Source organism: Paenibacillus sp. JT22N12 (assembly GCF_056269365.1).
Genome location: NZ_JBWDNU010000002.1, coordinates 641,395 through 664,061, shown reverse-complemented (window position 1 = coordinate 664,061; position 22,667 = coordinate 641,395). Strand labels below are relative to the sequence as shown.

General features: G+C 56.5%; 13 protein-coding genes. 3 read left to right on the top strand and 10 right to left on the bottom strand.

Going from position 1 to position 22,667, the window contains the following annotated elements:
• Positions 1-2: 2 nt before the first annotated feature.
• Genes AC0YOA_RS08415 through AC0YOA_RS08405 form a run of 3 tightly spaced genes read right to left on the bottom strand, consistent with a single transcriptional unit; the run spans position 3 to position 4,991 of the window.
• Positions 3-899, bottom strand: a complete 897-nt coding sequence (locus AC0YOA_RS08415) for a carbohydrate ABC transporter permease (protein ID WP_475768285.1) — start codon at positions 897-899, stop codon at positions 3-5.
• Complete coding sequence (locus AC0YOA_RS08410; RefSeq protein WP_475786223.1) at positions 889-3,855, bottom strand: extracellular solute-binding protein; 2,967 nt, start codon at positions 3,853-3,855, stop codon at positions 889-891. The genes AC0YOA_RS08415 and AC0YOA_RS08410 overlap by 11 nt, the downstream gene beginning before the upstream one ends.
• A gap of 29 nt (positions 3,856-3,884) precedes the next feature.
• Positions 3,885-4,991, bottom strand: a complete 1,107-nt coding sequence (locus AC0YOA_RS08405) for an ABC transporter ATP-binding protein (RefSeq protein WP_475786222.1) — start codon at positions 4,989-4,991, stop codon at positions 3,885-3,887.
• Positions 4,992-5,486: 495 nt separating this feature from the next.
• Here AC0YOA_RS08405 and AC0YOA_RS08400 point away from each other — a divergent pair, with 495 nt between their 5' ends.
• Genes AC0YOA_RS08400 through AC0YOA_RS08390 form a run of 3 tightly spaced genes read left to right on the top strand, consistent with a single transcriptional unit; the run spans position 5,487 to position 9,233 of the window.
• Entirely contained in the window at positions 5,487-6,827 is a 1,341-nt protein-coding gene (locus AC0YOA_RS08400) for an LLM class flavin-dependent oxidoreductase (RefSeq protein WP_475768288.1), read from the top strand.
• 35 nt (positions 6,828-6,862) lie between these two features.
• Positions 6,863-8,089: an LLM class flavin-dependent oxidoreductase gene (locus AC0YOA_RS08395; protein ID WP_475786221.1), complete on the top strand. Its 1,227-nt coding sequence runs from the start codon at positions 6,863-6,865 to the stop codon at positions 8,087-8,089.
• 7 nt (positions 8,090-8,096) lie between these two features.
• Complete coding sequence (locus tag AC0YOA_RS08390) at positions 8,097-9,233, top strand: NAD(P)-binding domain-containing protein (RefSeq protein ID WP_475786220.1); 1,137 nt, start codon at positions 8,097-8,099, stop codon at positions 9,231-9,233.
• 441 nt (positions 9,234-9,674) lie between these two features.
• Here AC0YOA_RS08390 and nfsA read toward each other — a convergent pair whose 3' ends face one another.
• The 7 genes from nfsA to AC0YOA_RS08355 form a co-directional block, all read right to left on the bottom strand.
• Complete coding sequence (gene nfsA / locus AC0YOA_RS08385; protein WP_475786219.1) at positions 9,675-10,424, bottom strand: oxygen-insensitive NADPH nitroreductase; 750 nt, start codon at positions 10,422-10,424, stop codon at positions 9,675-9,677.
• Positions 10,425-10,710: 286 nt separating this feature from the next.
• The gene (locus AC0YOA_RS08380; protein WP_475786218.1) at positions 10,711-11,400 is read right to left on the bottom strand and encodes an HAD family hydrolase; all 690 of its coding nucleotides are present in this window, start codon (positions 11,398-11,400) and stop codon (positions 10,711-10,713) included.
• 307 nt (positions 11,401-11,707) lie between these two features.
• Positions 11,708-13,048, bottom strand: a complete 1,341-nt coding sequence (locus AC0YOA_RS08375) for an LLM class flavin-dependent oxidoreductase (protein WP_475786217.1) — start codon at positions 13,046-13,048, stop codon at positions 11,708-11,710.
• A complete protein-coding gene (locus tag AC0YOA_RS08370) occupies positions 13,045-14,376 on the bottom strand; it encodes an LLM class flavin-dependent oxidoreductase (RefSeq protein WP_475786216.1) in 1,332 nt (443 codons plus the stop codon). The genes AC0YOA_RS08375 and AC0YOA_RS08370 overlap by 4 nt, the downstream gene beginning before the upstream one ends.
• A gap of 28 nt (positions 14,377-14,404) precedes the next feature.
• Positions 14,405-15,808 (bottom strand): ABC transporter substrate-binding protein, encoded by a 1,404-nt coding sequence (locus tag AC0YOA_RS08365; RefSeq protein ID WP_475786215.1) that lies wholly within the window; start codon positions 15,806-15,808, stop codon positions 14,405-14,407.
• A gap of 612 nt (positions 15,809-16,420) precedes the next feature.
• Complete coding sequence (locus AC0YOA_RS08360) at positions 16,421-18,496, bottom strand: S-layer homology domain-containing protein (protein ID WP_475786214.1); 2,076 nt, start codon at positions 18,494-18,496, stop codon at positions 16,421-16,423.
• Positions 18,497-18,574: 78 nt separating this feature from the next.
• Complete coding sequence (locus AC0YOA_RS08355; RefSeq protein WP_475786213.1) at positions 18,575-22,624, bottom strand: fibronectin type III domain-containing protein; 4,050 nt, start codon at positions 22,622-22,624, stop codon at positions 18,575-18,577.
• Between the last annotated feature and the right edge of the window lie 43 nt (positions 22,625-22,667).

Below are 22,667 nucleotides of genomic sequence, written 5' to 3'. Positions count from 1 at the left end.
GCCTACTCCCCCTTGCTTCCGAACAAACTCCAGCTGAGCTTGTTGGAAGCGTACATCAGCAGCAGGAGAAAGACCGAGATCGCCGCCGCGTAGCCCATCTCGAAGCGGATAAACCCGAAGTCCTGGATATGGTTGACGATCAGATGACCGGAGTACTCCGGCGTCGGATTCTGGCCCGACAGCTCCACCCCGATCGAGCCCGTCTTGAAAGTCGTTACAATCGCCATAACGGCGCCGAACAGCATCTGCGGCTTCATGGACGGAATCGTGATGTACCAGACCTCCTGCAGCCGGCTCCGGATTCCGTCAATTCTCCCTGCCTCGTACAAAATCGGGTCGACATTGAGAATACCCGCCAGCATAGCCAGAAATCCCACTCCCATGCTCGACCATAACGAGACCGCAATCATGGAATCCATCAGCAGCTTCGGATCCGTGACCCACAGCTTCGGCACGTCGATCAATCCCTGATTAAGCAGAAAGCTGTTCAGGTAACCGATCCGGTCCCCCGATAGGAGCGGCAGCCAAATGATCGTCATCGCGATACCAACCGTCAGGGAAGGCGTATAGACGGCCAAAGCGATCCATTTGCGGAGCTTCTTGCCCAGCAGCGATATGAGCCAGGCCAGGATGAAGGCCAGCGCGTAACCGCCGGGCCCGACGATGATTGCGAACTTGAACGTATTCGGGAGGGCATATTTCAGGAACAGCAAATCCTGCGAGATCAAATATTGAAAATTGCTCCACCCGATGAAGCGGGGCGGTTCGACCGCATTATAATAGGTGAAGCTCAGACCGATCGCGATCAAGACCGGTATGACGATGAAGATAATGAAGCAAAGCATAAACGGTGCGATGAATAAATAAGATTTACGGCTCTGCCATACTCTACTCCACATATCGGTCGATTCCTTCCCACGGCTTGTCGACAACCGGTACACGGAGCTCCTTCAGCCTGTTGCCGTCTGCGTCTATAAACCCGAATTCCTGTTGTTTTCTGCGGAGCTCCCGGTTAATGTCGCGGACCGCCTGCTCCAGCGATGCCCTGTAGTTCATCTTGCCGATTACCGTCCTGTTCCAGGCGTTGTTCGTTTCCCGTTCCAGATAATAGCCGCCGGGTACATTCGGAATATCCTTGTACCACCGCCATTGATCCAGAATCACCTCCGCATCCTCCCTTTTCCAGGGCAGACGGGTAAAGGCCTGCACATTGGAGGTATTCCACCGGAATGCGACGCCGTTGATCGCCTCAAGATCGGCGCCGTACTGCTGCTGGACATCAGCGGACAGCCACCACTGCAGGAACTTCCAGGCATCCTCTTTCTTCTCCGACCGCTTGAAAATAACGCCGGTGCGCTGCCCGCCCCCGGCCCACCGGGAGATCGTACCATCCGCCTGCCTGACGCCGGGAATGCCCGCGATCTTCCAGCGGTCGTTCAGCTCCGGCGCAGCTGCCGACAGCTGGACGTACATATTGTAATCCGAGATGCCGATCGGCATCGTACCGTCGCGGAAATGCTGATAGAAGCTCGGCACCTCCTTCTCGATGGCGTAGGTGTTGAACAGATCGGTCCACTGCTTGAACGATTGGAACGCGTCCGGATTGTCCAGAGCGGTCTTCAATCCGTCCGGTTCATAGAATTCAACGCCGTTCTGGTAGAAGTACTGGGAGAACTGCAAAGGATTGATATAAAAATTCATATAATTCTGCTGCAGCGTCGGGAGGATGTCGTACACCTCATCCCATGTTTCCGGCACCTTGATCCCGAGTCTGTTCAGGATATCCTCGCGGTAGAACAGTACCTGGAACGACTGCGTTTCCGGCGTCCCGTAATACCCCCCGTCATAATACAGCGGCAGCCAGGAGCCCGGGCTGAACTGATCGTACAGCTTGTCGAAGCCGTCAAATCCGGACAGATCCTGCAAGCTCCCGCGTATGGCCAGATCAACCGGCAGATCCTGCGTCAAGCCAAGGGCGATGTCCGGCTGCACATCCGCCGCATTGGACATCAGCAGCAGCTCGGGATTCGCCAGCAGATTCACCTTCACTTCGATGCCGGTTTCGGGGGTGAACGATTCATCCGCCAGCTGCTGAAGCTGGTCCACATAATCGCGCCCGCGCTGCACCCAGATATTCAGCTTATGATTGTCAAGCTTCGTAATGCTGTCCCTGCTGTTGAACGAATAGCCGAAGTTCTGGACTCCGCCCCATACCCGGTTCCACAGCGTCGCTTCCATCCCCGGGAACTTCGCCTGGACCGGCGAAATATAGACTTCGTCCAGTTGAAGCGGCTGCTTCAGCAGCGATTCGATAAACAGATTGAGCTTCTCCCGGATCGAGGAAATTTCGTCCACGTTATACGGGATTTCCTCCGGCTTCTTCAGGATCGACCGGATATCCTTGGCTGCCGTTTCGAGGCCCTGGCTGATAGAGTCCTTATTCCCGTTGATCCGGACGCTGCTCTGCGACAGCAGCTCCATCCGCTCCGCGAGCCCCAGCAGGCTGCCGGGAAGCTTCGGATAATCCCGTTCCATCACCCAGGTCCGGTTGCGGTCGACGACTGCGCCTGTCAGTGCCCGCAAGTCCCAATCTATCGAATCGAGCGCCTGCGACAGCGAATCGATCTCGGCTATAACCGGCTCGACTGGAGCGTGAGTGACGGCAAGCGATAGCGTATGCCTGCCTTTCTCCAGGTAAACGGAGTAAGGCTCGCCGTCCGCATTCTCAAGCACCCTTCCCTGCCAGCTGGCGGAATAGGGGAACGCATAGGACTGAAACTCGCGGAACGGAACCTTGCCATCGATCCGAACGGTGCGGAACGACGTCTTCTGCGAGACGACATTTTGCAAGGCCCGGAAACCGAATTTGTACCTTCCGCTTTCGTTTACTTCAAACGACCATGTAATCTCCTGGTTCTGCTCAACCCAGCGCGCGCCGCCGACCGTGTTGTATGTAATTCTGCCTTTGGCCCTCGGCACGCTGCGCGGATTGCGGTCGGAGAACAGCTTGATCGACGTATCATTCTTATAGGCGAAATCTTCAGCCTGCAGCGTAATGGCTTCCACTTCGTTACCGGTGGTTTCGGGGTAGGCGGCAGATACCTCCGCATAGGTTCCTATAGATTCGCTTGGTGCCAGTTCAATCCGCTCCAGGGCAGCAGGCTCATACCCCGAGAAGCGGATCGTATGGCTTCCCTTGGTAAAATGCCACTGCAGCGGGCCTGCGTAAGCCCCCGCTGAATCGACCAGCGGCCGCACGCTCCAAGCGGAAATATCCGTCGACCTCGGCCTGATCTGGTCGCCGTCGCTGTTCGTCAGGATCGGCCTGGAATCCTGCCAGGTGCGGTAAAGAGCGACCGAGGACGCCTCCGCGAACGGACGCTTGCCGTCGATCTCCACCTCCCAAAGAATCGGACTTGTACCGCTGTCCCCGGCAATCGGATGATACGAGACGCGGATTTCGTACAAGCCGTCCTCCGGAGCTTCAATTGAATACTCGGCCCATTCCTTGTCCGGCGATTCCCAGCGCAGCACGCCTGATTTGCCTTCATATTCGCCGGCCGTTAAACGTTCCGTATTGGAAACCGCCTGGGGAACCCCGGCATTCACCGCAACCACGGACCCCGCGCTGCCAATTCCTTTCTCATTCCATGCGGATAACGCCTGGGCGTATGTGAGCTCATCATCAGGACCGGCTGGAACTGACGGGCTTGCTGGCGGGGCCTGATCGGCACCGCTCACCGTTTCCTTATCCGGTCCGCTTGCGGTTTGCGCAGTCAGCGAAGACTGCACGGAGAACAATAAGACAACCGCCAGAGTGGCGCTGCATATCTTCTGCCATAACCGAGTGTTCAAACCACTCTCTCCTTCCAGCGTCAAGCTTATTACGAGAACCGCTCGCCGGTTTCCCGATGAAAGAACAGCACCTTCAATGTATCAATGCCCAGTCTTACCGCCTCATTCTTTTCGAAATGGACGGATGGGCTGACGCGGGCGATCAGCAAATTCTCCTGGCCGATATCCAGATAAAGATATCTGTCGGCGCCCATCAGCTCCGTGAATTGATAGGAACCGGATATAACCGCCTCCGAGAAGAGCGCTTCGAGGCTGATATTCTCCGGCCGGATGCCAAGAACGACCTGCTTGTTAACCTGGCTGTGCTTCCTCAGCGCCGCCGCATTGGAGCCGTGGACCGGAAGCTTGAAGCGCGAGGTATGGAACTCCAGCACGCCAAGCGCATTCTCCTCGATTTTGCCCCGGATAAAATTGATCTGCGGCGAGCCGATAAAGCTCGCGACGAATGTATTGGCCGGCATCGAATAGATCCGCTCCGGCGTGTCGATCTGCTGGATGATCCCGTCACGCATGACGACAATGCGGTCAGCCATCGTCATTGCTTCTGCCTGATCATGGGTGACATAGATGAACGTGGTCCCCAAATTCTGGTGCAGCTTGATAATTTCCATCCTCATCGATACGCGGAGCTTGGCGTCCAGGTTCGACAGCGGCTCATCCATCAGAAACAGCTTCGGATTGCGGACAATCGCCCGGCCCAGAGCAACGCGCTGCCGCTGTCCGCCGGACAGATGCCTGGGCTTGCGGTTCAGATACGGATCGATTTCCAGAATGCGGGAAGCCTTCTTCACGGCGATATCGATCTCATGCTTCGGCAGCTTGCGCATCCGCAGACCGAACGCGATATTCTCATAGACGCTTAAATTCGGGTACAGCGCATAATTCTGAAACACCATCGAGATGTCGCGATCCTTCGGCGGCAGATGGTTGACCAGCTGATCGTCGATGAAGATCTCCCCTTCCGATATGTCCTCCAGGCCGGCAATCATACGCAGTGTCGTTGACTTGCCGCAGCCGGACGGACCGACAAACACAATGAATTCCTTGTCCCGGATTGTCATGTGAAAATCCTTCACGACCGGGTGTTTGTCTTTTCCGTAGCGCTTATAGAGATGATTGATTTGCAAGCCCGCCACTTCGAATCCCCCTGTCCTTTTCGCCCGCTTTTTTTTCCACGAAAAAAAGAGGTTATCCATTCAGGTTTCCAGAAAGAAACCTGATCAGACACCTCCGTTTGAACGGTCGATCATTTGATTGTACGTGTAATAGCCGATAAATCCGATGAACTTGGTTTGATTTGAATCAACTTGGTTTTTACTATATCAACGGCCTTTAGCTTTTGTCAACACCGAATCCCGCCCATTTTTTCCAGTATGCATTGACGAGTCTTACAAGATCATATAATATTCTAGTAAATCGATGGGATTACCTTATGATTAGAGACCGGTCAACCGGATCCTTGGCTTTTTAGCCGCGGGTCCGGTTTTTTGCGCCTTATAGAAGGTAAAAGCTTCACTTTTACACATTTCTATAAGGGTTGAGGGAAGAAACCGGGGCTGCCGCCAAACGCAGCTGTTTCTTCCAAGTCCGGCTTCATGCACAAGGGGCCATCAACGACAGAGGTGAGAGGCATGGGACAATCGAAGAAGAAGGCGCATTTTAATGTATTTATCCGTGGGGCCGGCCATCATGCGGGGGCATGGAAGCATCCGCTCAGCGATCCGAAGGCCGATTTGGATCTGGACTATTACGCGGGCCTGGCCAAAATCGCCGAGCGCGGCTTGTTTGATTCATTATTCACCGCCGACAACTACTCCGGCCTGGGCAGAAGACTGGAGCCGTTCACTCTGCTGTCCGCACTCGCGGCGCTGACCAAGCATGTCGGATTTATCGCGACCGTAAGCACGACGTACAATGATCCGTTTCATGTCGCCCGTAAATTCGCTTCGCTTGACCATATCAGCAAAGGCCGCTCGGCATGGAATATCGTGACTGGACATTCGCAGGCGGATGCCGACAATTTCGGCAAGCCCGGGCATCCCGAGCCGGCGACGCGCTACGATATCGGCACCGAGTTCGTCGAAGTGACCAAGCAATTGTGGGACAGCTGGGAAGAAGATGCGCTCGTCTATGACAGGGATACCGATGTAACGCTGGACCGGGATAAAGTATACGACATCGATTTCAAAGGCAAATATTTCAACGTCAAGGGGCCGCTCAACATTCCGCGTCCGCCGCAGGGCTATCCCGTGCTCGTGCAGGCCGGATCGTCCGAGAATGGCAAGGAGCTTGCCGCCCGTACGGCGGAGGTTATTTTCACCGCGCAGCAGACGCTCGGGGCGGCGCAGGAATTTTACACCGATGTGAAGTCCCGCCTGGTCCGTTACGGAAGGACGCCCGACCAGCTGCTTATCATGCCGGGTCTTAGTCCGATCATCGCCGACACGGAGGCCGAGGCGAAGGATCTTGAAGCGGAGCTGTTCGACTTGGTCGATTCCGGCAAGGCTTTGAAGCGGTTATCGAATTATTTTACAGTCGATCTGTCCGAATATCCGCTAGACGCACTAGTTCCGGTCGACAAATCGAAGCCTTACGATTTCTCGAGCAGCGGCATAACCAGCCGCCATGAGGTGGTCGTCGACGCTGCGCGCCGCGACAACATGACAATCCGTCAGTTTCTAAGCCGGAGCTATGCCGGACACGGACATGTTTCATTCACCGGTTCGGTTATCCAGGCAGCCGATTTTATCGAGAAGTGGCTGGCGGAAGGCGGAGCCGACGGCTTCAACATCCTGCCTCCCCTCTTCCCGTCCGGCCTCGACACCTTCGTCGACAAGGTCGTACCGGAGCTGCAGAACAGAGGACTGTTCCGCACGGAATATGAAGGCGCGACGCTGCGTGAAAATCTTGGCCTTGCCCGTCCGGCCAACGCGCATAAGCAGATCTGGGCGCTGAGCAAAGTCGCGGAATAAACGCCGCCATTCTACGAAACGGAGGGGTTCACCAAATGGAAGCCATCAATGGAACGGAAGTCGAATTCGGCTGGTATATGCCGACCAGGGGCGACGGCCCTTATATCGGGGTCAAATCGGAGCGTGTGGTCGATACGCCCTATATGATCCGTGTCGCGAAGGCGGTAGAAGACGCCGGCTATACATTCGCCCTTATCCCGACGGGCGGCACCTGCAGCGACGCCTGGATTATGGGGGCGACGCTCGCTGCCCATACGCGCATTTTCAAGCCGCTCGTTGCGATGCGGCCAGGACTTATTGCACCCGCGTTAGCTGCGCGGATCGGCGCTACGCTCGACGAGGTAACGGGCGGGCGCGCCCTCATCAACATCGTGACCGGCAGCTCGCCGGAGGATATGAAGGCGATGGGCGATCCTCTCGCCTACGACAAGGATGCCCGTTATGAGCGGACGCTGGAATACATCAAAATCGTGCGCGAGCTGTGGGTCCGCTCGCACGGCGCAGAAGGCCGGCAATTCCTTGCCGGCGGCAATCTTGCTGCGGGCAATCCGGAGGGCGCCGCGCAAACGTTCGACTTTGAGGGCAAATACTTCACGATCGAAGGCGGCAAGAGCTATCCGCCGCCAGTTCAGCGCCCCCATCCGCCCTTCTACTTCGGCGGCAGCTCGCCGGGAGCGAAGAAAACGGCAGCCGAAATCGCCGACGTCTATCTGATGTGGGCGGAGCCGATCGAATGGATCAAGGAACAGATCGCAGAGGTCGAGCATCACCGCAGGCAGCTGCTGGCACGCGAGGGGGTCAACCGCAGCATCCGCTACGGGCTGCGGGCGCAGGTCGTCATCCGCGACACGGAAGAGGAGGCCTGGGCGGCTGCCCGCCTCATCATCAGCAAAGTCGACCAGAGCGACTTGGATGCGACGGAAATCCAGTTCGCCGGCTCGCAGTCGGAAGGCCAGCAACGCCAGAACCAGGTGCGCGCTCTAGCCAAGGCGAATGATTACGTCATCGGGCCGAATTTCTGGGCGGGCCTGTCCGCCATCCGCGGGGGCGGTGCCATGGCATTCGTCGGCACGCCCGATCAGGTCGCCGACAGGCTGCTGGAATACGTCGATATCGGCATCACCTCGTTCATTCTCTCCGGTTATCCGAATCTGGAGGAAGCCACGATATCCGGGACAAAGCTGATTCCGGCTTTCCGCCGCAAGTACGCCCGGCGGCTGGGAGAGCATGACGGCAGCGCCAGCCTGACCGCTGCGCCGTGACCGGCCGATGATTGATCTTGCCATTATCGGCGCCGGTCCTTACGGCATCTCTCTCGCCGCCCATGCCGCAGCACGCGGACTGGACTATCGGCTGTTCGGCCCTCCGATGCACTTCTGGCGGGAGCGGATGCCACAGAATATGTTCATCCGCACCAATCCCGCGTGTGTGAATTTGTCGGATGCAGAGGGCCGCTTTACGCTGGAGCATTTTGCGGAGGAGACGGGCACGGAGCTTGGACAGCCGCTCCCCCGCCCTGTTTTCGTCCAATACGCGATGTGGTTTGCAGAGAAGACGCATATCATATTCGGGCACCAGCTTATTGCGCAGCTGCGGCGCAGTACGGGCGGATATAAGCTTCTGACAGGCCACGGCTCCGCCAGCTATGCGCGCCGCGTTATCATCGCAACGGGCCTGCAGCATTTTGAGCATATCCCGGATGAGCTTGCCGGTCTGCCGGCCTCCCTGGTCTCTCATCCGATCGGCTATTCGGACTACAGTATCTTCCGCGGCAAGAGGGTGGCTGTGCTCGGCAGCGGCCAGAGCAGCTGGGAGGCAGCCGCTCTGCTCCACCTTGCCGGAAGTCATGTGGAGTTGATCTACCGCCGGGATGAGCCGCATTACAGTCCTGCGGACAATCACGGCTCCGGCGCGAATCTGATCGCGCTTGCCGAATCGTTCTACGACCTGCCGCTCGAAGAGAAAAAGGAACGCTGGAAGAAGCCCTCCGGCAGCATCGCCTCCTTCCTGCGCCCTTACGTCGACGGCAAAATAAAGGAAAGCGCCGGCGTGATGATCTCCTCAGCGGGACAGACTCGCGACCGGCGGCTCCTGCTCCGACTTTCAAGCGGCGAGGAACGGATTGTGGATCATCTGATCGCCGCGACCGGCTATCGCATCGACATCCGAAAACTCCCTTTTCTGCATGAGGATCTGCTGCAGGACATGGCGGTCGAGAAGTCGGGTTATGGTCTCTTCCCGCGGCTCGACCGCCATTTCGAGAGCAGCCTTCCCGGCCTGTTTTGTGCCGGTCCGCTCGCTTCGCACAGCCACGGCCCGGCACACCGTTTTATTGCCGGTCTGGATAAGACATGCCATTCCATCATGTCGGGCATCCTGGAGCTAGATTCCGGGAAGGCGATATGACACTTCGATGAACAGAGATTTTCTTACAATGCAGGCAGCGCCCGTTTAGAAAGGGCGCTGCCTGTTGTTTGTTGTCCATGCCGCCGAACAAGATATGCTGTTCCACTATGCTGCGGATCTTAGAACGCAATCCGGAGCAGGAGATATGAGCCCTCCATGCACAACTATTTATGACAACGCAGGCAGCGCCCCGTTACGAAGGGCGCTGCTTGTTGTTTATGGAGCATTATGCTGTGTTGCTGCTTTTTTCAAAACGGCTGTTCGAACGCATCAACGAGATGAGGTAAACATTAGGCCTCTAAGCGAGATTGGACTGACATAGTGCAATAACATTATGCGATCACATAGAAAAGACAATCGAAATGCTGATCAGCAGGTTCGACGCCAATTTTTCCAGATGGGCGGTAAATAGCTCCCATACAGATAAACGCCGAGCCTCGCTTATTTGAAGCGGAACCCCTGGCCTTCAATAAAGCCGTGCAGATGCTGCCGCAGCCGTTCTTTGCGGAAACGCGACGACATCTCCTTGGACCAGTACGTATCCTTGCTCCCCCCGGCACGGGAGGCATAATACTTCTCGGTTGTCTCATCGTAGATTCGAATGCTGTCCGCGAACGCCGCATCATCATATACTTCCTCATGGTAAATGGCGGCTTTCGGCAGCCTCGGCCGGGTATCGGGCTCCTGATCGGGCACGCCCACACACATGCCGAATACCGGATAGACCAGCTTCGGGAGCTTCAGCAGCTCTGCCGCGCGTTTCGGATTGTTGCGGATACCGCCGATGTACACCATGCCAAGTCCCAGCGACTCTGCCGCCACGGTTGCGTTCTGCGCAGCAAGCGTAGCATCGATTGTCGCCAGCAGGAACGTCTCCACATTCTGCTCGGGTACAAAGTCCTCCGTGCCTTCGTGCAGACGGACAGCCGTCTGAATCCGGTTCAAGTCCGCACACCAGACAAGGAACAACGGCGCCTCCTCGATATGCTTTTGGCCTCCGGCCAGCTCGGCGAACTGCTGCTTTGTCTCCTCCCGGCGCACGCCGACAACGCTGTAAGCCTGAATATTGGATGAGGTGGATACCGCCTGGGCGGAAGCGAGAATCAGGGCCAGCTGTTCCTCTGTCACCGGATCCGGCTTGAACTTGCGGATGGAACGATGTGCCTGCAGCTGCTTAATAATGTCGTTCAAAATAATTCCTCCCCTACAAAATGAATAACGCCAACGCAAAAAAAAGAGCACAAGCGTCTCTTGTGTCTCCAGCAGTCTGGTCAACTATGCAATTATTCCAACAGGTATAATCGGTTTTATGCTATCATCATTTCCGCAACCCGTCAAGATCCTAAAGCCTCCAAGCGCCGATCATTCTGACCGGCCGCCGTCATGACACCATGAAGACGCACCACAAAAAAAGAGGCATGCGTCTTAGGCTGCCAATAGCCCGCTTAGCTGCCTCATGACCACGGCCAAAAGCATCTCAATTACCGAGCAGCAGCGGCAGAAGCTCGTCAATCCGGTCCACAACCGCATCAGGCCTATCAGCGCCTTCAGGCAGAGGCTGTTCGCAGGCGTCGCCTTGTCGAACCAGGATCGCTTTCATACCCAGCCGTTTGGCCGGAATCACATCGTTGTCGATGCGGTCGCCGATCATGACCGCATGCTCCGGCTGGCAGCCTGCCTGCTCCAGCGCAAGAAGAAAAAAACGTTCGTCCGGCTTCACCAGTCCCGCCTCGGCCGATGCGCAGCATACGTCAAAGTACGGCGAGAAACCGTATTTTCCGATCCTCTCCTGCGTACCAGGGCCCTGATTGGCGATAATGCCGAGCCGATAGCGGCTGGAGAGCGCTTCCAGCAGCGGAATCGCTGCCGCAAAAGGGCGTTCCAGATCCTTGCGGTATTTCATGCCCTGGCGGATCTGTGTGCGCTGCTCGGCAATTGGCACCCACTGCTCCATTACACTGCGCATGGGAAAGTCTGCGAACTGCCGGTAAGCCTCTCGGATCGCCAGCCTTACCTGTTCCGCAGAAAAATCGAAATCCAATTCGCCTGCTGCGGTTATGAACTGCCGTATGCTTTCATTAATAGCTTTCGATTCGTCGATCAGCGTTTCTCCAAGATCGAAGAATATCCACTCAATTCCCCTCAGCCAGGGCTGTATGTCCGTCATTAAACCCATTCCTTTCCGATCCTGCCTGCCGCTGCCGGGCTGCCCTGGTTCCTTCAAGAGGCCGACCGACATTACGTTTCAATAGAAGGATGAGAGATGTATATCGTCTAGTATTATACTCGGAGTATATGTAATTTCAAACCGCGTCCAAAAAGAAATAGCCGGCAAGCTCCCCCAACTATGCGCAGCGGCAGTCAGAAACATGAGAATAATGTCCCGGACTGCCGCCGCATTTATACTGAGCCTGCCTATCGCTCCTCAATCAGGTGAAACGCAATCCACCTTCACACGCAGCATCAAAGGAGTATTAACCGGCGGGTCTATCCGCTGCCGCAGACGAATGATGCCGCGTGTTGGCCGGACGAGCCAGGCCAAGATTTTCCCGCAGTGTTGTCCCCTCATATTCCGTGCGGAACAAGCCCCGGTTCTGCAGCTCCGGCACGACCTTGTCGACGAGGGTCTCAAGACCGGTCGGGAACAGCTGCGGCAGTACATTGAAGCCGTCCGCCGCATAGTTCCGGAACCACTGCTCGATGAAATCGGCCGCCTGCAGCACCGAGCCCGTGAACGTGATGTGCCCGTGCCCGCCATTGCTGCGGTGCAGCAGCTGCCGGATCGTGAAATTTTCCCTCCGCGCCGCGTCAATGACCACCTCCTGCCGGCTCCGGATTCCGTTGAACGCCTCCGCTGCCTTTGCCCTATCCACCGGCACAGGATCATCCAGATCGTAATCGTTGAGGTTGACCTCGAACCGTTCCGACAATTCGTTCAACGCGCGCTTCGTATCCACGTAGCTGTGCAGCTCCTGCTCAATGTCCCGCGCCTCCGCCTCCGTATCGGCAACGATTGGCGCGAAGCCCGGCAGAATGACGAGCTGATCCGCCGTACGGCCATACTTCGCCAGCCTGCCTTTGACGTCCGCATAAAATTCCTGACCTGCTCCGAAAGTCTGCTGGGCTGTGAAGATGACCTCAGCCGTCTTCGCCGCAAGCTCCCTTCCCGCCTCGGACGAACCCGCCTGCACCAGCACCGGATACCCTTGCGGGGGCCTCGGGATATTGATCGGTCCCTTCACGGAATAGGTATGGCCCTTGAAATTGATTTCATGGACGCGGTCCGGCGCGATCTGGACGCCGCGCGCCTTGTCGAAGACCAGTGCGTCGTCCTCCCAGCTGTCCCACAGCTGCTTGACGACCTCCACGAATTCCTCGCCCGATTCATATCGCTGCGCATGCTCGGGATGCTCATCCCGGCTGAAATTATGGGCGGCCGAGCCCGCCCCTGTCACGATGTTCCACCCGGCCCGGCCGCCGCTGATATGGTCAAGCGAAGCAAACTGGCGCGCCACATGGAACGGTTCGTTATAGACGGTCCCCACTGTCGCGATAAATCCGATATGATCGGTAAGGGCTGCCAGCGCCGACAGCTGCGTAAAAGGCTCCAGCTTGCTCCCCCGGCCGGCATAGCCGTCTGCCAGAAAGACGGAATCCAGCTTGCCGCGTTCGGCAATCCGTGTCAGATAGGCCAAATACTCGATATCGTGCTCCAGCTCCGGATGTGAATCCGGATGGCGCCAGGCTCCCGCGTGATGACCGGTCGCCCGCAAAAAAACATTCAGATGCACGTTCCGCTGCGGCTTGCCGCTCATATTGCCTGCACCCCTTTCCCCGATTGATGGCGGGTGTTCGCCGGAAAAGCAAGACCGAGATTCTCCCGCAGCGTCGCGCCTTCATAAGCGGTGCGGAACAACCCCCGGTTCTGCAGCTCCGGCACGACCTTGTCGACAAAACGCTCCAGACCGCTCGGGTACACCTGCGGCATTACGTTGAAGCCGTCGGCTGCGCCATTCTTGAACCAATGCTCGATTACATCGGCAAGCTGCAGCGGCGTACCGGTGAACGTGAAGTGGCCCCGCGCCCCGGCCAGCCGGTTGATGAGCTGGCGCAGCGTCAAGTTCTCGCGGGAAACAAGATCAAGCACCAGCTGATGACGGCTTTTGTTGCCATTGACCTCGTCTGTTGTGCGGGCCTCGTGAATATCCAGCGGCTGATCCAACGGGTGGTGGGTTAAGTCGATGCCAAACCGCTCGGACAACCGCTGGATCGCATTTTTCTTGTCGATCAGCTCGAACAGCTCATTCTCGATGTCGCGGGCTTCCGCTTCGGTATCGGCCAGAATCGGACTGATGCCCGGCAGTATTTTCAGCTGTTCCGGGTTCCGGCCGTACTTCAGCAGCCTCATCTTCAAATCCGAATAAAAGGATTGCGCTTCTCCGAGCGCCTGATGAGCGGTGAAAATCACCTCCGCATACCTTGCCGCGAACTCGCGCCCCGTATCCGAGGAGCCGGCCTGCACGAGCACGGGATAACCCTGCGGGGGACGGGCAATGTTGAGCGGGCCTTTTACGGAATGGCGCTGCCCGGTGTAGTTGATATCGTGCACTTTTGACGGATCGATGTGGATTCCCGCCGCCTTGTCGTTCACGAATGCGTCGTCCTCCCAGCTGTCCCATAGCTGCTTGACAATCTCGACGAATTCCTCGGCGTTGGCGTAGCGTTCCGAATGCTCCGGATGCTCGTCGCGGCTGAAGTTAAGGGCCGCAGGACCTGCCCCCGTCACGATATTCCAGCCCGCGCGCCCTTTGCTTATATGGTCCAGAGAAGCAAACTTCCTCGCCACATGGAACGGTTCGTTATATGTGGTGCCTACTGTGGCGATCAGCCCGATATGCTTGGTGACCGCCGCAAGCGCCGAGAGCATGGTGAACGGCTCCAGCTTGTTCATTCGCCCCGCATAGCCGTCCGCAAGAAACAACGAATCCAGCAGCCCCCGCTCGGCCGTTTCGGCGATTTTACGAAAATGCCTGATATCCAGATTCTTCTCCGGCTGCGCCTCCGGCAGCCGCCACGAAGCCTCGTGATGCCCGGTATTATACAAAAATGCATTCAAATTCAGCTTGCGTCCCGCTTCACTCATCGGACCCCGCCGCCTTTCCTTCAATTTATTATTTCAAGTCTCCCAATGTTGTCCGCAGCGTCCCGACATCCTTATTGATGGCTTCCTCCGCCTTGCGGATCGCCGAGTTGACGTCCAGCCCGTTGATTGCAAGATCCTCTGCCGCTTCCGTCAGCCTGACGCTGATTTCAGACTCGTAAGGGTGCGCGTAATGCTCCTGCAACGGCTGCCCGATGAACACGTTCTGTACCGACTTGCCTTCTAGAACGGGGATATCGAGCCCATATTCCTTCTCCAGCCCGGGATTTACGATCGCCGGTACACGGCCGTTGCGGGCAATAATACGCTGTCCTTCGTCAGACAACAGCTCCTCCAGCACCTGGAACGCCTCATCCTTGTGCTTGCTCTGACTGTTGATGGAGACGGAATGAATCTGCGCCTCACGCGTCTTGCCCAGCTGGTCGTCGAAGTTCGGCACCGGTACGATATCCCAGTTGAAATCCACCCCTTGCTGGCGCAGTTCTTCCAGCGGACCTACCATATTGGCGAGCCAGGCCGCCCTCATCGCAATGGTCTGGTCCTTCATGAAATGATCGCGGGTCCAGGCCCATACTTTATCCTGCGCAATATAGCCCGGTATTTCATAGATCTTCTTCTGCAGCTCGAAAATGCGGCGCCATTCCGGCGTGTCCAGCGCAGCATTGCCGGTTTCCCGGTCCAAATACGGCAGACCCAGCGATTTGGCGAGGCCCGTCAGGTTGTCACCCGTCAGACCGATATAATGCTTGCCGTTATCAGTCCTCGTCAGACGCGCTCCGATCTCCAGCGCCTCGTCCCAGGTCAACTGCTTCTCCGTCGGATAAGGCTCTCCAAAATGGTCAAAAATGTCTTTGTTGTAATACAGCACATGCTGGTTGACGTTGAAGGGCAATGCGAATATTTCTTCGCCCTTGCCTCTGGTCACTTCCTTGATGTAGTTGTACGCGACCGGCTTCAACCGGCTTTCATCAAAATGATGCCGTTTGATCAGCTCCCGCAAATCCTCGAATGCGCCGGTCCGGACAATCCGCTGCGATACGCTGCTGAAGAGGATGTCCGGCGTGTACGTGGACAATACCTCTTCTATGGCGCTTCCTTCCACAGGCTTGATCCGCTCGATCGTCACATTCGGATATTTTTTCCTGATCGGATCGGCAATCATGATCTGGAATTCGACGTCCGTGAATGTCGCCCCCAGACTGACGAAGCTCAGCGTAAGCGGCTCATCGCCCAGCTTCTTAAAATCTCCTGCCGGCTCTGCCTTCGCGCCTGATCCGGCAGTGACCGTTTCATCTATGTCCGTCTTGTCTGGATCCGCAATATTGCCCCCGCCTGCCGGCTGATTGCCTGACGAGCAGGCCGCCAGCAGAATGAGGATTATAAGAACCTGGACGCCCGTAAGGATCTTTTTCATATCCATCTCCGCCTTGTCGTTTTTAAATTTAAAATTCCGCGCAGCCTGCCTGCATGGTCTGGGCGCCCCGGTGGGCTGACCTTTGCCTTGATCTCTCCTTTCCCGCGTTCTAAATTTCAATCAGGAAGAACCGGCTCTCGCCATCCTTTGGCGGCATGGCTAGTTTCTTCCCTTCAACTTTATAGACATTTATATTGTGAAGCTTATAAATGCTATAAAGTCAGGAAGAAACGGCCCTCGCCATCCTTTGGCGGCATAGCTAGTTTCTTCCCTTCAACTTTATAGACATTTATATTGTGAAGCTTATAAATGCTATAAAGTCAGGAAGAACCGGCTCTCGCCATCCTTTGGCGGTATAGCTAGTTTCTTCCCTTCAACTTTATAGACATTTATATTGTGAAGCTTATAAATGCTATAAAGTCAAAAAAACCGGAGACGCCCTGGGGGGCAATCTCCGGCTTTCCGGTGGATATTTTAATCCAACTATTCCAACTGGTATTAGTGAATTTAACATCATTGCTTCAAGATGTCAACCCATAATTATCCAAGTTCCAGTTGTGAATGTTTGGATTTTGCTTTGCTTCGGCTGCCGACACTTCCTAAAGACCGAGCTTAATCTTCTTCCCGCTGCACAAGGTTGTAAACGGCTGCGGCTGCTTCGGCGCGGGTTGTCAGTGCTTTTGGCGAAAATGCGCCGTCTGTCCCTCCTTTTATTAATCCTTGATCCGCTGCGAAGGCAATATACGGTTTGGCCCAGGCGGAGACCGCACCGAAGTCCCTGAATGCCGCTGTCCATGTACTCTCCGGCTGCCAGGCTGCCCCGGATGTAAAAATCGATGTCCGTACGAGAATCGCCGTCATCTCTTCGCGGGTGATCGCCCGGTCCGGCTCAAAGCGTCCCTTATCGCTGCCGGTGATGATCCTCGCCGCATAGGCCGCCGCCGCCGCGTCCCTATACCAGGCGGAAGCGGGAATATCGGTGAAAGGCAGTTCCATCGCTGCGTTCGGGCTGTGCAGGGAAGTCAAAGGAACGGCTCCGGCGATCATCCTGACGAACTCGGCTCTGGTGACCTGACGGCCGGGCTGAAAATGATCCCCGTCCACCCCCTGTACAATTTGTTTGGAGGCGAGCACGCCAACAGGCTTGGCGAACCAGGCTCCAGCCGGCACATCTATGAACGATGGCCGGTACTCCATCGCTCCGTAAACGCTGAAATGCTGCAGCTGCACAGTCACAGTATCATTGACATCGTTAACCCGCCCTCCGGCATATTCCCATTTGCCCGTCTCTTCGTTCAAACGGTAAACCCCGGTGTATTCCCTGTCCATCCGTCCGGCTTCATAATGGAACGAGGCCTGAACCGGCTTGGGAAACTGCTCAAGCATGAATGGTTCACCGGTTTCAGGCAGAAGGGCGAGCTCCAGCCGGTACAGATGTCCGGCAGCGCGGTAACCGGCTCCCGGGCTGGATACGGTAATGACCGGCAATTCGCGATCGGCCTCCTGCACCTGAAGGGAGATGCGTGCAGCCGGCGTCACGAAGGATTTTGGAGCGGCCTTGATTAATTCTGTGAACACCTCAGACGGGATGATGAGGGTTATTCCTTCGAACAGGATCCCCAGACTGTTCTGCCCAAGAAGCAGTCCCGTATCGGCAGGAAGCGTCAATCCAATTATTCCGCTGCCCGGGCGCAGAGTAACCTTGTCATCCACGAAATTTTGCAGATCCGTTTCATCGACAATCTGGAATCGTTGATCAGCGGCAGCGGCATTTGATTTTACCCCGTTGACTGTACCAGGTCCCGTCTCAGTACCATTTCCATTTTCTTCACCAGTTCCGTTTCCGCCGCCTTCACCGCTATTGCCATCTCCGCCGCTGCCGTTTGGCGGATCCAGAGTCACCCGAAGCTCATTGCTGGGGGCAGACTCGTTGCCTGCGGCATCCTTGGCCTTGATGGTAAACGAATACGCTGTCGATGGGGACAATTCCGTAATCTCCGCTGCGGCTGCGGTCCCGGGAAGCGTTCTGTAGAGCAGGCCGTCCCGGAAAACCAGATAGCCGGCAACGCCGACGTTATCGGCGGCTGGCTCCCATTCCAACCGGACGGTTGAAGACGTTTTTGCGGCTAACCTGATTTCCGGCGCCGAAGGGGGAATGCTGTCCACTGGACTGTCCGCTGCTTCGATTGAAACAGTTACCGGCTGCGTTGTCGTATGGCCCTGAATTTCCTGCGGCGGCGAATGCCGGTTAACCGCTTTAATTCCGCTCAGCTTGAGCAGGACGTCCCCTTCACCGAGGGCCTTGAACGGAATGTCGGCAATCGGCTGATAGGCAACCAGGCCATCAGCCGGCTCCTCGTTAATCAGCGGGAACGATTTGCGGCCGGAAGGCTCGGCGTAATCGTTTTGCATATAGGTAAAAGCGCCGTAATAGCGAATGTCATCCATGCTCATCTTCGCCAGATCGGCGTTATATTCAACGGTATACTGCAAACCAAACAGATTGACCGCCTGCCCGGCGTAGACGGTGACGAAAAATGTATCGCCCGATTGAACCGAGGTCTTGTTCACGGTCATCGCAATTTCCGTCTTGACGGCGTCTGCGGCATGAAGCCGTGCTTGCGGCAGAAAGGACAGGAGCAGCGCGGCAATCGCCGCTGTCTTCATCAGCTTCCTCAATGAATTCACCACTTTCTTCCAAGGATAATTCGCTGCCCGGATCCTGTAAAGAATAGGGGATCGGCTGGCGATCCCCGTGTTCTCCAGCTATCTTGCGAGTAACTTGTCAGCCACGTAGGCTATATCGTAAATATCGATCAGTCCGTCCAGATTCATATCGTATTTTGGATCATATTTCGCAGGATCTCCGAATGCTTTGGCTACGATGGTCAAATCGTTGATCTGCACGCCGTCATTGCCGATGACATCGGCGGAGACAATGACATTGTAGGACGCAACGTCTTCACCCAGCGCAAACAATTGATCATTCTCATCGGCAATTGTCGAGCCCTTCTTCAGCGTGAAGGCATTCTTCGCATGGACATCCTTCGCTTTGAACGTGATGGCAACCAGCGGAACATCGCCGGTTCTGCCTTCCGGCTCGCCAAGCAGCGTGGACACGATGCGGATCCTGCCGCCGCTTACCGTCTGGTTGAAATAAGGCGTGGAGTTTCCTTTGAATTCAGCTGTCGGCGCGATCGATACAATTTCATACGCCTCAGGATCGAACGTTACGGTCAAGTCATATCCGTACAGCCCGGAAACCTCCATCGCAGAGATACCCAGATCAAATCCTTCGCCATGCTCCACAATATCTTTGGATGGGGTCACTTCCATCACAAGACCTTGCGCAGGCGCAGGTTCAGTTGCCGCCTGCAGGGCATTCGACGCTGCGGACAGATTGCCTGCCGCATCCTTCGCTTTTACGGTGAAGGTGTAGGTTGTAGCCGGCTCAAGTCCGGTGACTTCCGCATGTGTATCGGCTGTTATGCCGGCCTGCTCGCCGTTTTGGTAGATCACATAGCCTGTCACGCCTGTGTTATCGGCTGCAGCCTGCCATTCAAGCGCGATGCTCCGGGCGGTTGCCGATACGGCGGCAAGTCCGGCAGGCGCCGCAGGCGGCGTGGTGTCTTCACCCGGTTCTCCGATGATAATGACGGAAGCATAAGGTTCGGCTACCCCGAGCCCGCCTGCCGTTACCGTATACGTTCCGTCTCCATCAATTGTGAAGGTCAGCAGGAATGTGCCCCCGAAGCCGCTTGTCACCTGGTCGGCGAATACAAGGCGGCCTTCAGAATCCTTCACGTCCACGGTCACTTCCTGATTCGCCCCCGAGGAGACTTCGCCCCGGACTACAACTTTGCCGTTCGTATTGTTAACCGTAGTTTCCAGCACAACCGTTGCCGGCGGCGTCATGGCTTCGACAGGACTGCTCTGAGCCGAAATATTGTTTACGCTGTCCTTGGCCGTAACCGTAAAGACATAAGACCGGTCCGGTTCCAGGCCGCGGACGGTGAAGGAAGTATCCGCCGTCGTGCCCGCCGCTTTTCCGTCCGCGTAGACGGTATAGCCGGTAACCGTATCGTTATCGGTCGAAGGCGACCAGGACAAACTGACCGTTGTCTCGGTTACCCCTGCAACCTGCAGCGATGCCGGTGCCGAAGGAACCGCGATGTCGCCTTCGATGCCATAAAATTCCAGCTCGGCGACATTGGCGGAGCTGCCGTCCGGTCCAAGGTAGCGCAGGAACCGGAACGCGTGCGGATCACTGATTTTGACTTCGTTCCAGCCATCCTCCGGAACGCCCCGGATCGTGAGGATGGTCGTATATCCACCGTCCCGGGTCAACGAGCCTTGAAATTTGCCCCCTGTCATCCGGTCCGGATAGTCCTTTCTCGGATGGAATTTCAGCTTTGTTACGCGCTTGGCGGTCCCTTCTCCGAGATCAAGGCCGGCATAGCTTCCATTTGCAGCCGCTGCATCAAAATAGCTGTCCACGCTGCCGTCAAACGCCTTGTCGAACGAAACGGTCCCGCTGTCACCGCGCGAGGCAGATCCGTAAGGGGTGCCCGACAGCTTCATGTGGGCGGCATCCGTCGTGATCAGCACCTCATTCGATGGCTCCGAGAGGTTGCCGGCTGTATCCTTCGCCCGCACAGTGAATGTATAAGGCATTGATGCGTCAAGACCTGCAACTGTGAATGAGGCTGCGCCGGCTGTCGTTCCTGCTGCCTCATCACCCTTGTAAATAACGTACCCGACCGTCGTATCTTCGTTATCCGTAGATGCGGTCCAAGCAAGCGACACCACATTGTCCGTTGCGGAAGTGGCCCGCAGATTGCCAGGTACAGTAGGAGCTTCCGTGTCGGCTTCGCCATAACCATTGAAGGTTATGCTGTCCATCCAGACGACGGCGGGAGCATTCGCGGTAAAAGCGATCCCTACCCGGGGGCTCGGAATATCGCCGGTCTCAAATTTCACGTCAAGCGTGATCCATTTGTCTTTCTCCAGATTTTTTGTTTCGTAGAAGCCGCCGTTATAAGCCCAGCCCGCTCCGAACACCATCGGCTGAATGACAATGTCATCCTGTCCGGATGGAACATAGAAGCGGAAGGAAACGGTCTTCCCGGGCTTGATTCTGGGGTCCGGAACGTCCCAGCCGATTGTCTGTGCTGTTCCCCCGCCGGACAATGTGATTTTGGCAGCCCCTTCGCCGGCAAATGTGCGCGTGCCATCGAGAGCGATCGCCGCATTTTGTCCGTCGAGCAGCCTCATTCCCTGCAGATCTTCATTTTCAAAATTGTAGAGCGAGTTGTCGGCCGGCTGCGCATCTGTCGTTACCTCGACAGGCTCGCTCGCCGGAGAAATATTCCCTTCCGCATCCCTGGCTTTGACGGTGAAGGTGTAGCCGGTCCCCCGCGTAAGGCCCTTCACAGTGAAAGTCGTGCCGGAGGTCGTTCCTGCAGGCGTCCCGCCCTGAAACACGTCATAGCCGACGACGCCGACATTGTCGGCCGCGGGCTCCCAGCCTAATGTCACGGCGGAATCGGTTTTCTTCACGACCTCTACGCCTGCCGGAGCCGACGGGGCCTCATTGTCGAAGAAAGCGGGCGTGACGGCACCGAACGTTGTGCCGATCCGGATTTCGTCGATCGAATAATCTTCCGTTCCTCCACCCGTAGTTGTCGTCGAAATCATGCGAAAACCAAGGTCAGCGTCCGTAATTGCCTGAAGCTCAGGGATATCTGGGTCCCCTGCACCCGGTACCGTCTGATTAACATACAGATTGACCTTGTTCATAGCGCCGAATTCGAGCTTCATGACAAGCAACGCCGCTTTCCCGACTTCCAAAGGCACAGTGGAGCGGTAAACGGTTCCGTTCACCTTCAAGGACCAGTAACGAACATCCCTGTACTTGGATTCACTTCCGAAAAAGCCCATTTCGAGCTTGGTCGACGGCCAATCTGAACCTATTGAAATCGAATTATCCGTCGTGTTGTCTTTGCGCATAAGAGCGCTAATCCACAACGCCGTGCCAGGCTTCCCGATTTTGCCGTTCTCCAGATAAGGTGCGAACGGTCCGTCGGCACTGAGGTTCAGCCCCCGGACCGCAGTCAGGTACGCTTTGCCGCCGATTGCATAGCTGCCGGTTTGATACAAGCCGTCATACACCAGCGGGTTATCGCCGCGCACATTGTACCCCGGCTCATCGGCATTGCCGTTTTGCACCTCCCAGCCCTTCGACCAGCCTTTGCCGCCGCCTGCTCCATGCAGCACGCCTACCGCAGATTCGAAGGAATCCCGCGCAAGAATGATACCTGGCCCCGTATCTGCTGCTGCCGGAGTTACGACTTTCACCCCAGTGCTGTCAGCAGAGCCATCCGCCTCCGTTACGGCTTCAACCGCCCCACTTGCCGGCGAGGTATGGCCTGCAGCATCGAGTGCAGCGACGCTGAAAACATAGGACGTGGACGGCAGCAAGCCCGTCACAACAAATTGGGTATGGTCCGTCGTCCCCGCGGAGGCGCCGCCATTATAAACCGCATACGTGACCGTGCCCGAATTGGCGTCCGGAGCGTTCCAGGACAAGCTGACGCTCGTGCTTGTCGTCCCAGCCACATGCAGACCTGCAGGCGCTGCCGGCGCTTCGGTGTCCGGCGCATCTTCGTCCTGGGATGGTATCCCAGAGACGACGTCACCCGGGACCGGCGCTCCGGCTGCGGTCCCCCCATCGGCAGTCACGGCTCCGCCGAACATCGAGAACATCAGAGCAGCTAACGTCACATAAACCAGTGCGATTCGAAACGATCGCTTCATCGCCACATATCCCTTCTTTTATTGAAATGGTGGGTTTGCCTGT

What these genes read in the sequence shown, in the direction of transcription:
- AC0YOA_RS08415 (WP_475768285.1), bottom strand. Translation starts at nt 899, where the DNA reads ATGTGGAGTAGAGTATGGCAGAGCCGTAAATCTTATTTATTCATCGCA.
- AC0YOA_RS08400 (WP_475768288.1), top strand. Translation starts at nt 5,487, where the DNA reads ATGGGACAATCGAAGAAGAAGGCGCATTTTAATGTATTTATCCGTGGG.
- AC0YOA_RS08395 (WP_475786221.1), top strand. Translation starts at nt 6,863, where the DNA reads ATGGAAGCCATCAATGGAACGGAAGTCGAATTCGGCTGGTATATGCCG.
- AC0YOA_RS08390 (WP_475786220.1), top strand. Translation starts at nt 8,097, where the DNA reads ATGATTGATCTTGCCATTATCGGCGCCGGTCCTTACGGCATCTCTCTC.
- AC0YOA_RS08380 (WP_475786218.1), bottom strand. Translation starts at nt 11,400, where the DNA reads ATGACGGACATACAGCCCTGGCTGAGGGGAATTGAGTGGATATTCTTC.
- AC0YOA_RS08375 (WP_475786217.1), bottom strand. Translation starts at nt 13,048, where the DNA reads ATGAGCGGCAAGCCGCAGCGGAACGTGCATCTGAATGTTTTTTTGCGG.
- AC0YOA_RS08370 (WP_475786216.1), bottom strand. Translation starts at nt 14,376, where the DNA reads ATGAGTGAAGCGGGACGCAAGCTGAATTTGAATGCATTTTTGTATAAT.
- AC0YOA_RS08365 (WP_475786215.1), bottom strand. Translation starts at nt 15,808, where the DNA reads ATGAAAAAGATCCTTACGGGCGTCCAGGTTCTTATAATCCTCATTCTG.
- AC0YOA_RS08355 (WP_475786213.1), bottom strand. Translation starts at nt 22,624, where the DNA reads ATGAAGCGATCGTTTCGAATCGCACTGGTTTATGTGACGTTAGCTGCT.